The 14,202-nt window shown below is 53.7% G+C and carries 16 protein-coding genes; 6 read left to right on the top strand and 10 right to left on the bottom strand.

The window, feature by feature from the left end:
• Positions 1-11: 11 nt before the first annotated feature.
• The 7 genes from ACEW72_RS07645 to ACEW72_RS07615 are packed head-to-tail and all read right to left on the bottom strand — an operon-like array spanning position 12 to position 5,193.
• Positions 12-827, bottom strand: coding sequence for a TrmH family RNA methyltransferase (locus ACEW72_RS07645; protein ID WP_373475788.1), 816 nt, complete (start codon positions 825-827; stop codon positions 12-14).
• Complete coding sequence (locus ACEW72_RS07640) at positions 827-1,105, bottom strand: HPr family phosphocarrier protein (protein WP_373475787.1); 279 nt, start codon at positions 1,103-1,105, stop codon at positions 827-829. The genes ACEW72_RS07645 and ACEW72_RS07640 overlap by 1 nt, the downstream gene beginning before the upstream one ends.
• The gene (locus ACEW72_RS07635) at positions 1,092-1,505 is read right to left on the bottom strand and encodes a PTS sugar transporter subunit IIA (protein ID WP_373475786.1); all 414 of its coding nucleotides are present in this window, start codon (positions 1,503-1,505) and stop codon (positions 1,092-1,094) included. The genes ACEW72_RS07640 and ACEW72_RS07635 overlap by 14 nt, the downstream gene beginning before the upstream one ends.
• A complete protein-coding gene (gene rapZ / locus ACEW72_RS07630) occupies positions 1,502-2,515 on the bottom strand; it encodes an RNase adapter RapZ (protein WP_373475785.1) in 1,014 nt (337 codons plus the stop codon). Before rapZ ends, ACEW72_RS07635 begins: the two co-directional genes overlap by 4 nt.
• Positions 2,464-2,940: an HPr kinase/phosphorylase gene (locus ACEW72_RS07625; RefSeq protein WP_373475784.1), complete on the bottom strand. Its 477-nt coding sequence runs from the start codon at positions 2,938-2,940 to the stop codon at positions 2,464-2,466. The genes rapZ and ACEW72_RS07625 overlap by 52 nt, the downstream gene beginning before the upstream one ends.
• Entirely contained in the window at positions 2,937-4,517 is a 1,581-nt protein-coding gene (locus tag ACEW72_RS07620) for an ATP-binding protein (RefSeq protein WP_373475783.1), read from the bottom strand. The genes ACEW72_RS07625 and ACEW72_RS07620 overlap by 4 nt, the downstream gene beginning before the upstream one ends.
• Positions 4,486-5,193: a response regulator gene (locus tag ACEW72_RS07615; protein WP_373475782.1), complete on the bottom strand. Its 708-nt coding sequence runs from the start codon at positions 5,191-5,193 to the stop codon at positions 4,486-4,488. Before ACEW72_RS07615 ends, ACEW72_RS07620 begins: the two co-directional genes overlap by 32 nt.
• A 145-nt stretch (positions 5,194-5,338) precedes the next feature.
• Between ACEW72_RS07615 and ACEW72_RS07610 the strand changes: the two genes are divergently transcribed.
• Entirely contained in the window at positions 5,339-6,940 is a 1,602-nt protein-coding gene (locus tag ACEW72_RS07610; protein WP_373475781.1) for a phosphoenolpyruvate carboxykinase, read from the top strand.
• A gap of 38 nt (positions 6,941-6,978) precedes the next feature.
• Entirely contained in the window at positions 6,979-7,431 is a 453-nt protein-coding gene (locus tag ACEW72_RS07605; protein ID WP_373475780.1) for a hypothetical protein, read from the top strand.
• Here ACEW72_RS07605 and ACEW72_RS07600 read toward each other — a convergent pair.
• Entirely contained in the window at positions 7,428-7,811 is a 384-nt protein-coding gene (locus ACEW72_RS07600; protein WP_373475779.1) for a DUF3597 domain-containing protein, read from the bottom strand. The genes ACEW72_RS07605 and ACEW72_RS07600 overlap by 4 nt on opposite strands.
• A gap of 188 nt (positions 7,812-7,999) precedes the next feature.
• On the opposite strand from ACEW72_RS07600, the gene ACEW72_RS07595 reads away from it, so the two are divergent.
• Positions 8,000-8,647, top strand: coding sequence for a DUF937 domain-containing protein (locus ACEW72_RS07595; protein ID WP_373475778.1), 648 nt, complete (start codon positions 8,000-8,002; stop codon positions 8,645-8,647).
• Positions 8,648-8,718: 71 nt separating this feature from the next.
• Here ACEW72_RS07595 and ACEW72_RS07590 read toward each other — a convergent pair whose 3' ends face one another.
• Complete coding sequence (locus tag ACEW72_RS07590; protein WP_373475777.1) at positions 8,719-9,165, bottom strand: NfeD family protein; 447 nt, start codon at positions 9,163-9,165, stop codon at positions 8,719-8,721.
• Between the two features lie 121 nt (positions 9,166-9,286).
• A complete protein-coding gene (locus tag ACEW72_RS07585; protein WP_373475776.1) occupies positions 9,287-10,201 on the bottom strand; it encodes an SPFH domain-containing protein in 915 nt (304 codons plus the stop codon).
• An 86-nt stretch (positions 10,202-10,287) separates the two neighbouring features.
• On the opposite strand from ACEW72_RS07585, the gene ACEW72_RS07580 reads away from it, so the two are divergent.
• From ACEW72_RS07580 to guaB, 3 genes are all read left to right on the top strand, one after another.
• Positions 10,288-11,163 carry a CoA ester lyase gene (locus tag ACEW72_RS07580; protein ID WP_373475775.1) on the top strand — a complete coding sequence of 292 codons (876 nt, stop codon included), beginning with the start codon at positions 10,288-10,290 and terminating at the stop codon, positions 11,161-11,163.
• 25 nt (positions 11,164-11,188) lie between these two features.
• Complete coding sequence (locus ACEW72_RS07575; protein ID WP_373475774.1) at positions 11,189-12,673, top strand: M28 family peptidase; 1,485 nt, start codon at positions 11,189-11,191, stop codon at positions 12,671-12,673.
• Positions 12,674-12,739: 66 nt separating this feature from the next.
• Positions 12,740-14,200, top strand: a complete 1,461-nt coding sequence (gene guaB, locus ACEW72_RS07570; RefSeq protein WP_373475773.1) for an IMP dehydrogenase — start codon at positions 12,740-12,742, stop codon at positions 14,198-14,200.
• Positions 14,201-14,202 lie beyond the last annotated feature (2 nt).

Genomic DNA, 14,202 nt, shown 5'->3' with positions numbered 1-14,202 from the left:
TGCCTTAGCCGTTATGGTTGACCGGGCGCTGTACGAAACTGGTTGAGCACCTCATAGGCCATAACTGCCGTTGCGACTGCGGCATTCAGGCTATCCGCCTTGCCTCGCATTGGCATTTTGACGCGTACATCGCATTGAGCTTCATATGCATCGGGCAGTCCCTGTGCTTCGTTTCCTGTCAGGATAAAGCATGGTGCGGTGTAAGTTGCTGCTTGATAATAAAGTTCGGTCTGAAGGCTCGTTCCTACCAACTGGCCTTCACCAGCGCGAAGCCAAGTCAGAAATTCATCCCACCGGCATTGAACCACTTTCTGTGTAAAAATCGCGCCCATACTAGCCCGAACCGCTTCAACTGAAAAAGGGTCAGTGCATTCGTCAATCAGGATCAGTCCTCCTGCACCAACCGCGTCCCCTGTGCGTAACATCGTCCCAAGGTTGCCGGGATCGCGCATGGCCTGTGCCACCAGCCAGATTGGCGATTGATTGCGGTCAATATCTTCCAGCGCGGTTGGATGATCTTTATATACGCCAACCAGCGCTTGCGCGTTATCTTTTCCGGATAACTTCGCCATTATTTCTGTATTGGTTTCGACTACATCGCCACCGGCCGCCAAAACCTCGGTCTCTAGTGAAATTTCCAATGCGTGGACATCGCGATCTTTCACGCGGAACAGCATTTCGGGCAAGAAACCGGCTTCGCGGGCCTCGGTCATAATCCGCAGCCCTTCAGCGAGAAAAAGTCCGGCGCGCTTTCGATACTTTTTTTCCCTTAACCCGCGAACCTCCTTCAACAATGGGTTGGAAAATCCGGTAATTTCACGGCGCATTAGTCTTCGCCAAAACCGTCAACCACTAAACCGACGAGCTTGCCCAAGGCCAATTCGGCCTGCTCGCCCTCAACATGGATTGTGATTTCGCAGCCCTTGGCCGCGCCAAGCATCATCAATCCCATGATTGACGTTCCGGTCACGGACTGGCCATCTTTTTCAACTTCAACCTTAATATCTTCCGGCAAGCGGGTGACAAACGTAACAAACTTTGCACTGGCGCGTGCATGCAAGCCTTTCTGATTAACAATCGTTACTTGTCGGCTAAGCCTGTTCACGCGACGCCTCCAGTACTTCGGAAGCTACGCTGATATATTTGCGGCCTGCTTCGCGGGCGGCAGCAACTGCTTCGCGCACATTCATATTTTTGCGCGCGCTATCTAGCCTGATGAGCATAGGCAAATTGACGCCCGCGATTACTTCAACCCGTCCTGCATCTAATAGGGATATGGACAGATTAGACGGTGTTCCGCCGAAAAGATCGGTCAGGATGATAACACCTTCACCGACTTCAACCTTCTTTATAGCGGCGGCAATTTCCTTGCGCCGCCCTTCCATATCATCGCGTGGTCCAATGCATACCGTTGCGATATTTTGTTGCGGTCCCACGACATGCTCCAGCGCGACAAGGAATTCCTCCGCCAGTCTGCCATGCGTCACCAAAATCAACCCGATCATTTGCTTTTGCTACCCCGTTTAGCCATCTTGTTGCTGGCGCCGTTAGCAGGCCCCTCCAATGCGTCAATCGGTCTTGACGTCAGATTGCGATGGACAACCGTGGGCGAAAAACCGTCGTCACGCAACCATTTGCCGAACTGTTCGGCGACATGTACCGACCTGTGACGTCCGCCGGTGCATCCAAATGCGATATTGACATACGCTTTTCCTTGCGAGTCATACAATGGCAGCAAGAATCTCAACAGATCGCTAATCTTTCGCATAGCTTCGTCATATGCCGGATCGGATTCAATATAGCGCGATACCTCCGCATCCATCCCGGTCAGTGGACGCAGCACATTATCCCAGTGCGGATTTCGCAGGAATCTCAGATCAAATACCAGATCAACATTATGTGGAACACCTCTGGAAAATCCGAAGCTTGTTATTGAGATTGTTGAATGAAGGTTTGTGTCCGTCGAAAAGCGCAGTCGAATATCATTTTGCAGGTCATTGGTTGACATATTACTGGTGTCGACAATCGTCTCGGCCCATCTTCGCAACGGCTCCATCATCATGCGCTCTTGCGCGATACCGTCCATCGCAGGCCGGTCCTGTGCCATGGGATGGCGCCGGCGGGTTTCGGTGTAGCGACGCTCGATTTCTGCACCGGCGCAGTCCAGAAACAGCGTCATGATGTTCAGTTCGGGACGCTTTTGCAGTTGCATGATCTGTTTGATAAGAGCGTCGGCCTTGAACCCGCGCGTACGGCTGTCAAATCCCAAAGCCAAGGGTATCGATGGATTCGAACGGCCGCCCGAAGCTGGAATATCCAGCAATGGGCCGGCAAGGCGAATGGGAAAATTATCGACCGCTTCCCAACCCAGATCTTCTAATGTTTTAAGAACAGTCGTCTTTCCGGCCCCTGATAACCCGGTTACTAGCAATATTGTTTGCACTTTAGGGCTGGATTTGCGGGTCAAGTTGCGGGACTTTCGTTTGGTCGGATATGTGACAATGGCATTGGCCATATGTCAGCGTCAACGATGGAACGTAACGCATATTCGACCTTTAACGGAGCGCTGGCTTCTAACGCTGCAATTTTGACCAATGGAACAGAGTAGCCTGCGATATCGGTGGAAAGATTTTCCGGCGGTATCCGTTCGTATGAAGGAGCCATTTCAGCGACCATCCGCATAGCAGCGTATTTTGTATGCAGAACCTCAATTATGCCGACCCCTCGAAGTTCAATCCGGCCTTCGATATTGGGTGCTGCGCGTAGCAAGGGTTTTCCCTCGCTTTGTTCTACATATACAATATCGTCACTGACCAAAACTGCGCCCCGGTCGATAAGGCGCAAAGCCAGGTCGGATTTTCCTGATCCTGATGGACCAACCAGCAAAACCCCATGATAGTTGATGGCGATTGCGGTGGCATGGACTGATATCGCGGTCATCGGCTCGATGCCGCCGCGCAAGGAAGGGCGATTTCAAAGCATGCGCCTTGTTTGCCATCGACTCGGTCCCGAACCGAAATTCGGCCATGATGCCCCTCGATAATGGTACGGGCTATGGCGAGACCGAGCCCGCTGTGTTTGCCAAAATTTTCAGAAACGGGCCGCTCACTGTGAAACCGCCTGAATATCGCTTCGCGCTCATTTTCGGGGACACCTGGACCTTCGTCGCTCACTCGAATGATAACTTCTTCTTCGGCCAGAGTAGCCGAAATCTCCACTACCGACCCGGGTGGGGAAAAGGATACCGCGTTATCGATTAAGTTGGTCAACATCCGTTCCAGCCTGACATCTTCGCCCATTACTGTGGCGATAGTCCGGCGTGGTCGGGCGAATGCTATGGTCACATCGCCATCGCATGCCCTATTTTCGCGCGCCTGAAGCAATTGTTCGATCATATCGCCAAGATCGATAGGTTCGAATTTGGCTTTCGCCAGTTGCGAATCGACCCGGCTCGCATCTGAAATGTCGCTAATCAGCCGATCCATCCGTAGGACATCGGCCTTTGCAACTTCCATCAATTGCTTTCGCAATGACGGGTCTTCGATCCGTTCCGAACCATCCAGAGCCGATCTTAAGGAGGCCAGGGGGTTCTTGATTTCGTGCGCAACATCTGCGGCGAATGCTTCGGTGGCATCAATGCGCTGCCGCAAAGCGATGCTCATGTCCGACAATGCACGTGCCAACATTCCGATTTCATCGCGGCGCGAAGGAAGTCGCGGCACGTTAACTTCTTGCGCTCTCCCTAATCTGACTTTCACCGCCGCTCTGGCTAAATGGCGCAACGGCCTGACAATTGTTCTTGCCAAGAACATCGAGAGTAGAACCCCGATTCCAAGTGCGAGCAGGAAAAACATACCGATTTTGAATCGCTCGGCGCGCACAAAAAGCCGGATGTCACGTTCATTCGCGGTGCTGAGAATGTAAAAATCACCAGTTGGTGAACCGGCGCCAGCGCTGATGACGTGGGTTAAATCGGGCGCGAACCGCACATAAGATGTCGCACTGCCCGCCTTTTCTTCGGAAATTTCCGGCCATGCATCCTTGGTGTCGATCTTCGGCTCAACAAAGGCATCCAGTTCGGGTGATAGAACAAGGAAATCGAAGACCCTGTCTATAATCCGCGCGGCAATTTTCCTGATTGGCTCTTGCTCGGGGTCCCGGAAAACATATGTTGGCGGCCCCAATTCAAAGCTATCCATCAGCTTTCCGTCGTTTCCGGCATATAACCGGATACGTGACATGTTTTTCTCACCGAATGCGGCAATAAAGGGGCCTCTTTTGTCTGGAGGAACGAGTGGTAAACTTTGTACCAGAAACTCGACTTGTGTTCTGGCGGCGGATTGGCGTTCTTCGATTAACCGGACCCGATAGCTATCCAGAAAAAACAACCCGGCACCGAGCAAGGCGAGAACAAATAGATTCACTGCCAGAATGCGGGAGGTTAAAGACAACCCCCTGCTCCAACCCAGCTGCAGATCAGCGGGCTCAACTATCGGCAAAGCGATATCCGGCCCCATATAGAGTATCAATTGCTGCAAAATCCGGATCTACTTCTCGGAATTTGCGTCGCAAGCGTTTGATATGGCTATCAATAGTGCGATCATCGACATAGACGTCGTCCTGATACGCAGCATCCATCAATTGATCGCGGGTGCGTACCACACCTGGCCGGTTGGCAAGTGCCTCCAAAATCATGAATTCGGTCACGGTCAAGGTCAGCGATTTCCCGTCCCATTTCACATGGTGCCGAGCCGGGTCCATTTCCAATCGGCCACGCACCATCGGTTCCGGTTCTTCGGCAGGTTCACCGTTTGCGGTGGGCCGGTCATATGTGGCGCGGCGCAATATGGCTTTCACACGTGCGATCAACAGTCGTTGCGAAAATGGCTTGGTGATATAATCATCGGCGCCCATCGCCAAGCCGAGCGCTTCATCCAGCTCCTCATCTTTCGAGGTCAGAAAAATGACTGGCATATCGCTTTTTTCGCGCAGTCTTCGAAGCAGTTCAAGGCCATCCATACGCGGCATCTTGATATCGAATATGCCAAGATCTGCAGGATTATCGATAATCGCTTTCAACGCGCTTTCCCCATCCGGGTAAAGCCGTGTCACATATCCTTCTGCCTGCATCGCTATCGATACGGACGTCAGGATATTTCGGTCATCATCCACAAGGGCGATTGTTGCGCTCATCTGCTGCCTATAGGGGGGTAGGGGCGCAGGTTCAATCCATTGCATTTGACGTTCTATTTTGTCTCGGGTACCGGCGCCGTAACCTTTAGTGCATACGTATGCCCTAGATTCGTTTTTTGTTTTTTGCCGATTGGGGAGTTTGTTGATGTCCGTGGCCCTGAATATTTCACTTGAACAGCAAGGTATTACTACCGCTGCCAAGCTACTAACCAATTTAGGCACTGCGCCCTTGGTCGAAGCCGCTCTCGCCAATGGCGAAGGAATGCTGGCGAAGAACGGACCTCTCGTGGTCAAGACGGGTACCCATACGGGACGCTCGGCAAAAGATAAATTCATTGTTCGCGATGCCGAGACCGAGAATTCAATCTGGTGGGGCAAGACGAATGTCGCGATGGATCCTTCGCATTTTGCCGCATTGAAAGAGGATTTTTATGCTGCGTTGGGTGGTAAGGAAAAGCTTTATGTAGCCGATCTTTTCGGTGGTTCGCAGCCTGAACACCGGGTCAACGTCCGCATCATTAACGAACTCGCCTGGCATAACCTGTTCATTCGGACACTGCTTGTGCGTCCGACCAGTGAAGAACTGGCCGGATTTGTACCCGAATATACCATCATCGATCTGCCAAGCTTCCGGGCCGATCCCGCGCGCCACGGATGCCGCAGCGAAACCGTTATCGCGGTTAACTTTACCGAGAAGCTTATCCTCATTGGTGGCACAGCTTATGCCGGTGAAATGAAGAAATCTGTTTTCGGAATTCTGAACTATTTGCTGCCGACCAAGGGCGTGATGCCGATGCATTGTTCCGCAAACATTGGCGCAGATGGCGACACTGCGGTATTCTTCGGCCTTTCCGGGACTGGCAAAACGACCCTATCTGCCGACGCAAGTCGCACCTTGATTGGTGACGATGAGCACGGCTGGTCCGATACCGCTGTGTTCAATTTCGAAGGTGGCTGTTATGCCAAGATGATCCGCTTGTCTGAAGAAGCCGAGCCTGAAATCTTCGCAACAACGAAGCGCTTTGGCACAGTGCTTGAAAATGTGGTGATGGACGCGGAAACGCGGGAACTCGACTTTGACGACGCAAGCCTGGCCGAGAATAGCCGTGGTTCGTACCCGATCGAGTTCATTCCAAACGCATCGGAAAAGAATATGGGTCCGGTGCCCAAGAACATCATCATGCTGACCGCAGATGCCTATGGCGTATTGCCTCCGATTGCGAAGCTGACGCCGGAGCAGGCGATGTACCACTTCCTGTCGGGCTACACCGCACGCGTTGCCGGTACCGAAATTGGCGTGACCGAGCCTGAAGCGACATTCTCCACCTGCTTTGGTGCGCCATTCATGCCACGTCACCCAAGCGTTTATGGCAATCTCCTAAAGGAACGCATTGCCAAGGGTGCGGTGCAATGCTGGCTCGTCAATACCGGCTGGACCGGCGGCAAGGCGACGATGCCAGGCATCAGCCGGATGCCGATCAAGGCAACCCGCGCCCTGCTGAACGCCGCCCTTGATGGGAGCCTGAACAACGCCGAATTCCGCAAAGACCCGAACTTTGGCTTCGAATTCCCGGTCGCGGTTCCGGGCGTCGACAGTGCGATCCTTGATCCACGTGAATCGTGGGTTGATAAGGCCAACTATGATGCTACGGCCCGCAATCTGGTGCAGCAATTCATTGATAATTTCGCGCAATTTGCCGATCATGTCGATGAAGGCGTACGGCAGTCTGCACCCAAAGCAGCATAATCGCCCGGACATTTCCGGGCTTAATTAAAGGCCCGGAAATGTCCGAATTTGAAGTCCGTTTGTTCAAAGATGACGCCACAGTCGTTGCAATCGGCGAGGGCTTGCTTGCCCGCACGCTTCCCCGCGAAGAGTGGACGCATGAAGCACATTTGGCCGCGTGTATCTGGATAGTGCGAGATCGCCCCGATATTGCTCCGGAGCGCGACATGGCTGCCATCATATCGGGTTACAACGAAGCGGTAGGTGGCGTAAACGACGATAGCCAAGGCTATCACGAGACAATAACGCAGGTTTATATTGCAGGCGTAAAAGCGCATTTATCGGAAATTTCTGATGAAATACCATTGCGAGAGGCGGTGAACAATTTGCTGCTGTCGCGACGTGGCCGCCGTGACCTCGCTTTGAATTTCTATTCGAAAGACCTGCTGTTTTCAGTACCGGCGCGGCGGGGTTTTGTTGAACCCGACCGCGCCAGTCTGTCCGAAATCTAGTCCAGTAATTCGGCTGGGACCTTGCCACCATTGGCAGCCAGTTCGCGCATCACGGCCTTATGCAGCCACATGTTCATTGCGGCGCTTCCTTCCAGTTCGCCGGTATAGCCAAGCTCCATGGCCAGATCCTTGCGCTCCTGAAGCGAGGCATCCATGCCCACCATCTTCATCAGGTCGACGATTGACGTTCGCCAGTTGAGATTGCGTCCATCATTAGCGTCGATCTCTTCGAGATGAGCGATGACATCAATTTCTGTAATGGCGACCGGCTCTGGCGCTGTAACGGCGGCGGGTTCAAGCGGGATGGCCGATGGAGCGGGGGTTGCTGCGACAGCTTTCTTGCCAAAAATGGCGTCTTTGATGCTGCTAAAAATGCCCATTATTTATCTCCTGCGATTCTTGGCCGGGGGGTGGCCAATTGTGGACTATATGCGAGGCCTCAAAATTAGGGGAGGCGTATTGTTTCCGCGAATGTAAATTCAGCGATAACTGCAGTCATGCACGCCGCACGAGACTTGCCAATTTTCTCAAACGCGGGCACCTTTTGTCGAACCCGAGGAGATGCATCATGGATATTGCGAGCATATTGAAACAGACTGGTGCCATTGGCTCGATTGCCCAACAGCTGGGCGTTAATGAACAGGTTGCCCAGTCCGGTGCCGAAGCCCTGTTACCCTCAATATTGGGTGGTTTTAAAAAGACGACACAGGCGCAACCGGGTGGCCTGGAAGGTCTCGGCGGTTTGCTCGGTCAATTGGGTGGCGGCGGGCTTTTCGACGCGGTGGTCAGCCCCGAGCCGACGCCTGTAGAGAAGGGCAACGACGTCCTCGGCCAGATTTTCGGATCGAAGGATGTCAGCCGTAGCGTTGCGGGACATGCATCGGACCAGACCGGACTTGATCCTTCGCTTTTGAAAAAGATGCTACCGATTTTGGCCATGCTCGTTGCAGGCTATATGGCCAAGCAAAGCGGCGGCGGCGAGGGTGGCGGTCTAGGCGGCATCATCGGCGGGATGCTTGGCGGCGGAAGTCAGGCTTCAGGCAGCGGTGGCCTGGGCGGCATGCTCGGAAACGTCTTGGGCGGCGCACTTGGCGGCGGTCAGCAGGCAGCTCCAGCTGGTGGCGGTCTGGGCGGTCTCGCGTCGATGCTCGACATGGATGGCGACGGCAACCCGTTGGATGACATCATCGGCATGGCGGGAAAGTTCGTGCGTTGAAATCAAATCCTACATTGCAATCCGGAATTTCCATTCGCGTCTGCACAGTAAAATCGGGCTGAAGTTTTCCTTCAAACCCCCTCTACCAGCAACACTGCGCCATCGGCTCCCGTCACCCGCACCCGTGCCCCGACACCCGCATCGGCTCCGCTCGCGGACCATACGCCGTCCCCGACTTTAACCCGGCCATGGCCGTCGACGATTGCTTCGACCACCTCTACTATTTCGCCCGTCAGCCTTGCGCCCCGGTCATTCAATTTAGGGTCGTCGGTTTCGATCGGATTATCGGCGAGGAATTTCTTGCCGGCGAATACGGTCAACACCGACAGGATCGCGAACATTGCGACCTGATAAGCGATGGTGATTGGTAAAAAATAATCGAGCACACCAACAATGATGGCAGCAAGGCCAAGCCACATCAGGAAGAATCCGGGCGCTACCATTTCAGCAGCGCCAAGGATCAAGCCTAGTGAGAGCCAGAACCAGTGGGTGGATATGCTATCGAGCCATTCGGCCATGTTGTGTACCCCTAATTACCATGCCGGGGACTGTCCCTTTGGGGACCGTCCCCCTATCGCATGTTGCGTGACTTCGAGAAGGGACAGTCCCCATCCGGGGACAATCCCTATTGCTTCACCCTCACTTATTCCGCGCTTCCATGGCATCCTTTGCCAGCTCCCCAATCCCGCCAAGTGTGCCGATCAACGCGGTCGCCTCGACCGGGAAAAGGATCGTCTTGGCATTGGGTGACGTCGCAAACATGCCTATGGCTTCGACATATTTCTGGGCAATAAAGTAATTCAGCGCCTGTGTACCCGATGTCGCAATGGATTCCGACACCATAACGGTTGCTTTTGCCTCGGCTTCGGCTTCACGTTCGCGTGCTTCGGCATCGCGGAATGCAGCTTCCTTGCGGCCCTCGGCTTGCAGGATCGCGCCTTGTTTCTCGCCTTCAGCCCGCAGAATTTCGGCGGCGCGCATCCCTTCGGCTTCCAGAATTTGCGCGCGCTTTTCACGCTCTGCCTTCATTTGACGCGCCATTGCATTGCTGATGTCGGCAGGAGGACGGATATCCTTGACCTCTACACGCGTAATTTTCAAACCCCACGGGGTGGTTGCATGGTCAACAACAGATAGCAAACGTCCGTTAATATCGTCCCGTTTCGACAGAGTTTCGTCAAGATCCATGCTGCCCATCACGGTGCGAAGGTTGGTCGTCGTTATCTGCATGATGGCGACATAAAGGTCGCTGACTTCATAGGCGGCCTTTGCCGCGTCGAGTACCTGAAAGAACACCACAGCATCCACGCCGACCATTGCGTTGTCCTTGGTGATGATTTCTTGTCCGGGAATGTCCAGCACTTGTTCCATCACATTCACCTTTCGTCCGACGCGATCGAAGAAAGGAATGATGATTGTTAGGCCCGGTTGCGCGGCATGGGTAAAGCGGCCGAAACGTTCGATCGTGTAGACATATCCTTGTTGAACAACGGTGACCCCCATCATCACAAAGATGATGACGATCAGCACCAGCAGACCGAAAAAATATTCCATGGAATTCCCTCCGTTTGACGTATGCGGGTTTGTCGTAAATCTTAGGCTGCTTGCCAAGGAAAATCGGAACGGGCATGCGAATAATCGTGACCACCGTTCCTGTTCTGGATTGGGGATGTATCGCGATTAGGAGCGGCTTTATGGATATCGCCAATAGATTGAGGTTCGTTCGTTCAGCACTTTATGTGCCGGCGTCTAATGCACGGGCATTGGAAAAGGCGCGGGCACTGGATGCCGACATGATCATAATCGATCTGGAAGATTCGGTTGCAGAGCAGTCCAAGTCGGCGGCAAGAGAGGCTGCAATTGCTTACGTTGCCGCCGGTGTGGCGGGCAAGTTATTGGCCATAAGGGTGAATGCCGCCGATAGCCCCCACTATTTGGAAGACATGGCGGCATTGGAACAGTGCAGGACAGATCTGATTGTGTTGCCAAAAGTAGAAGATGTCGCCGGGATAAATGGATTGATGTTGCCGATACTGGCCATGATCGAAACGCCAAAAGGGCTATATGCCGCCAGCGAAATTGCAGCGCATTCCGGCGTGGCAGGACTTATCGCGGGAACCAATGACATTGCAGCGGAAACGGGAATTCGTCCCGGCCCGCATCGTCAGGGGTTGGAGCTTTCCTTGCAGATGATAGTGTTGGCAGCGTCGTTTGCAGGCAAGCCGCGTTTTGATGGCGTTTGCAACCGGTTAGACGATATGGATGGTTTCGATGTGGAATGTCGCCAGGGCGTAACCTTTGGCTTCACGGGAAAAACACTGATCAATCCGAACCAGATTGGCATCGCCAACGCTGCATTCGGGCCTGATTCAGCGGAAATTGCTGAGGCGGAACAGCTAATTGCGGCAAGCCAGGGAGGGGCGCAGCGTTTTAAGGGTCGCATGATTGAATCTATGCATGTAGAGGAGGCGAAGTTGACGATAGAGCGTTCTCGGCATGCGATGGGTGGCCGCTGAACCGTTCGATCTGGAGCGAAACTGAATGCGCCTTTTTTACGGTATATTTTTTGCAGCTATCGCAATTTTGGGTGCAGTGCCCAGCTTTGCGAAGGGCGTTACTGAAGCAGAATTGCGCGAACATATTGCCGTTCTGGCAAGTGACGAATTTGAAGGTCGCAAACCCGGCACGGAGGGTGAAGCGAAGACCGTTAAATACATTGCCGAGCAATGGGCAAAAGCCGGACTAAAGCCTGCGGCAAGGGACAGTAGCTGGTTTGATCCGGTGCCCCTTATTCAGCGTGGTCGGGGTACCGCAACTTTTGCGTTTAATTCCAATGGCCGGAAGCTGCGGATCGTTTCCGACGAAATCGTCCTGATTGGTAAAGAAGCCGAATATGCAAAGAATAATCTGCCCGTTGTCTTCGCGGGAATTGGCGTAAAATCAGATGGCCGCGTGGACGCTGATGTAAAAGGCAAGCTTGCGCTGGTTTTGTTTGAGGCTGAGAATGCGCCGACTAAATTCAAGTCACCGCGTGCACGCAGGGAGGCGTTGATTGCGGCCGGGGCTGAAGCGGTTCTGTTTGTAGGCGATAGTCAAGGCAATTGGTCCACACTGCGGCGGCAATTATTGTCCCGTCCGATTGGTCTGGAGGGCCGTGAAAAACGCGCGATGATTGAAGGTGCTATCAGTTCTGAATTCGCGGTAGCTTTGGTGACCGCGGCAGGCCTTGATTGGGACAAGTTGCGCGCCCATGCGAAGGGTGCGGATTATGCGGGTGAGCCCCTTGGCGTTGAGGCCGATTTGGCGGTTAGTACAGATATTTATCGGTTTAATAGCTCCAATGTGATCGGTAAGATTTCCGGTCGCAAAAAAGGCAGCGGCGCGTTGCTGTTTATGGGCCATTGGGATCATTTAGGCATATGTGGACCGGAAGATGCGCCGGATCGAATCTGCAACGGTGCCGTCGACAATGCCAGCGGCATTGCCGTCTTAATCGAAGCGGCGCAAAGATTGAGCAAAAACCGGCATGATCGGGATATCTATTTTTTGGCCACGACGGCTGAGGAAAGCGGCTTGCTTGGTGCTTATGCCTTCGCCGACAAACCGGTTATCCCGCTGGAACAGATTGTTGTCTCGCTCAACATCGATACGATTGCGGTTGCCGGCCGTAATGCGAAAGTTGCCATTATCGGTCGTGGGACAACGCCGCTTGATCCAATAATTGAAGCCATCGCAAGAAAGACTGGCAGAGTGGTCGAAACTTCTACCGATGCAAATGATTTCATCCAGCGTCAGGATGGTTGGGCATTGGCACAAAAAGGGGTTCCTGCGCTGATGGTGGGCGGTGCCTTTGCCGATATGGACCTGATGCAAAAATTTCTGGGGAGCGATTATCACGGGCCTAATGATGAGCTGACTGATAAAACCGAGCTCGGCGGCGCTGCTGATGATGCCGATCTTCATATCGCGCTGGGTCGGTATTTTGCCAACGCACAAAAATATAAATCTGCGAAGGCTGGCGAATAAACGGCTTACTGTTTACATGGGCCGCCACGAATCGAGCGAAAAACAGATTTTAGAAGCGGTGGCAGCATGAAAGAAATTCCCCTCGGACTGACCTTTGACGACGTGCTGTTGCGGCCTGGGCCTTCTGACCTGCTTCCCAGTCAGGCTGACACCCGCACGCGCCTTACCAATTCGATTTCGTTGAATATCCCCATTTTATCCTCGGCGATGGACACTGTAACTGAAGCGCGCATGGCCATTGTCATGGCGCAGCTCGGCGGCATCGGGGTTCTGCATCGCAATCTCAGCATCGAAGAGCAGTGCGCGGCTGTCCGGCAAGTGAAGCGCTTCGAAAGCGGTATGGTTGTGAACCCGATTACGATCGCTCCCGAAGCGACGCTTGCCGAGGCACAGGCGTTGATGATGTCGCATGCAATATCCGGCATTCCCGTAGTAGAGGCGAGCGGCAAGCTTGTCGGGATACTTACCAACCGGGATGTTCGTTTCGCGGAAAATCCGCTGCAACTGGTTTCAGAACTCATGACACATGAAAATCTGGCCACCGTTTCATCCGGAGTGACGCAGGAAGAAGCGCGTCGCCTTTTGCATCATCGGCGGATCGAGAAGCTGCTAGTAGTGGATGAAGGATATCGCTGTATTGGATTGATTACGGTGAAGGACATCGAAAAAGCAGTGCTTTACCCCAATGCCACAAAGGACGGTTCCGGTAGGCTGCGGGTTGCAGCGGCAACGACGGTCGGCGAAAAAGGTTTGGCCTATACGAAGGCATTGATCGATGCCGAATGTGATCTGATCGTGGTGGATACCGCCCATGGGCATAGCGCAATGGTGGCTGCTGCTGTCGCCGAGATCAAAAAAATGGCACCTGAAGTACAGATAGTGGCAGGTAACGTCGCAACGGCAGAGGCGACACGCGCCTTAATCAATGCCGGTGCTGATGGAATTAAGGTGGGCATAGGCCCCGGTTCTATCTGCACGACGCGCGTTGTTGCAGGCGTTGGCGTGCCACAACTGACCGCCATAATGGATTGTGCAACAGAGGCCGGAAAGTCGAATATTCCCGTAATTGCAGACGGCGGTTTACGGACATCAGGCGATGTTGCTAAAGCGCTGGCTGCGGGCGCGTCTTCGGCTATGGTCGGGTCTTTGCTCGCGGGTACGGAAGAAGCGCCGGGCGAAACGTTCCTGTATCAAGGCCGGACCTACAAAAGCTATCGCGGTATGGGGTCGGTCGGCGCAATGGCACGTGGCTCGGCAGACCGGTATTTTCAGCAGGATATCAAGGATCAGCTTAAACTTGTTCCCGAAGGAATTGAAGGGCAGGTGCCGTTCAAAGGTCCGGCACGCGATGTGATCCACCAACTTGTCGGCGGCGTGAAGGCCGCAATGGGATATACCGGATCAAGGACGATCCCGGATTTGCAGCAGCGTGCACAATTTGTGCGTATTACCAACGCCGGTCTGCGCGAAAGCCATGTTCACGATGTTACCATAACGCGCGAAGCGCCCAATTACCCGACGCGCTGAAC

The organism is Sphingorhabdus sp., from assembly GCF_041737645.1.
Classification (GTDB): Bacteria; Pseudomonadota; Alphaproteobacteria; order Sphingomonadales; family Sphingomonadaceae; genus Sphingorhabdus_B.
This window is presented reverse-complemented; position numbering and strand designations above follow the sequence as displayed.

Coding starts and splice junctions, on each gene's coding strand:
- ACEW72_RS07625 (WP_373475784.1), bottom strand. CDS start 2,940: ATGACCGCGATATCAGTCCATGCCACCGCAATCGCCATCAACTATCAT.
- ACEW72_RS07615 (WP_373475782.1), bottom strand. CDS start 5,193: ATGAGCGCAACAATCGCCCTTGTGGATGATGACCGAAATATCCTGACG.
- ACEW72_RS07635 (WP_373475786.1), bottom strand. CDS start 1,505: ATGATCGGGTTGATTTTGGTGACGCATGGCAGACTGGCGGAGGAATTC.
- ACEW72_RS07595 (WP_373475778.1), top strand. CDS start 8,000: ATGGATATTGCGAGCATATTGAAACAGACTGGTGCCATTGGCTCGATT.
- ACEW72_RS07575 (WP_373475774.1), top strand. CDS start 11,189: ATGCGCCTTTTTTACGGTATATTTTTTGCAGCTATCGCAATTTTGGGT.
- ACEW72_RS07620 (WP_373475783.1), bottom strand. CDS start 4,517: ATGGGGCCGGATATCGCTTTGCCGATAGTTGAGCCCGCTGATCTGCAG.
- ACEW72_RS07605 (WP_373475780.1), top strand. CDS start 6,979: ATGTCCGAATTTGAAGTCCGTTTGTTCAAAGATGACGCCACAGTCGTT.
- ACEW72_RS07610 (WP_373475781.1), top strand. CDS start 5,339: ATGTCCGTGGCCCTGAATATTTCACTTGAACAGCAAGGTATTACTACC.
- rapZ (WP_373475785.1), bottom strand. CDS start 2,515: ATGGCCAATGCCATTGTCACATATCCGACCAAACGAAAGTCCCGCAAC.
- guaB (WP_373475773.1), top strand. CDS start 12,740: ATGAAAGAAATTCCCCTCGGACTGACCTTTGACGACGTGCTGTTGCGG.
- ACEW72_RS07645 (WP_373475788.1), bottom strand. CDS start 827: ATGCGCCGTGAAATTACCGGATTTTCCAACCCATTGTTGAAGGAGGTT.
- ACEW72_RS07585 (WP_373475776.1), bottom strand. CDS start 10,201: ATGGAATATTTTTTCGGTCTGCTGGTGCTGATCGTCATCATCTTTGTG.
- ACEW72_RS07600 (WP_373475779.1), bottom strand. CDS start 7,811: ATGGGCATTTTTAGCAGCATCAAAGACGCCATTTTTGGCAAGAAAGCT.
- ACEW72_RS07590 (WP_373475777.1), bottom strand. CDS start 9,165: ATGGCCGAATGGCTCGATAGCATATCCACCCACTGGTTCTGGCTCTCA.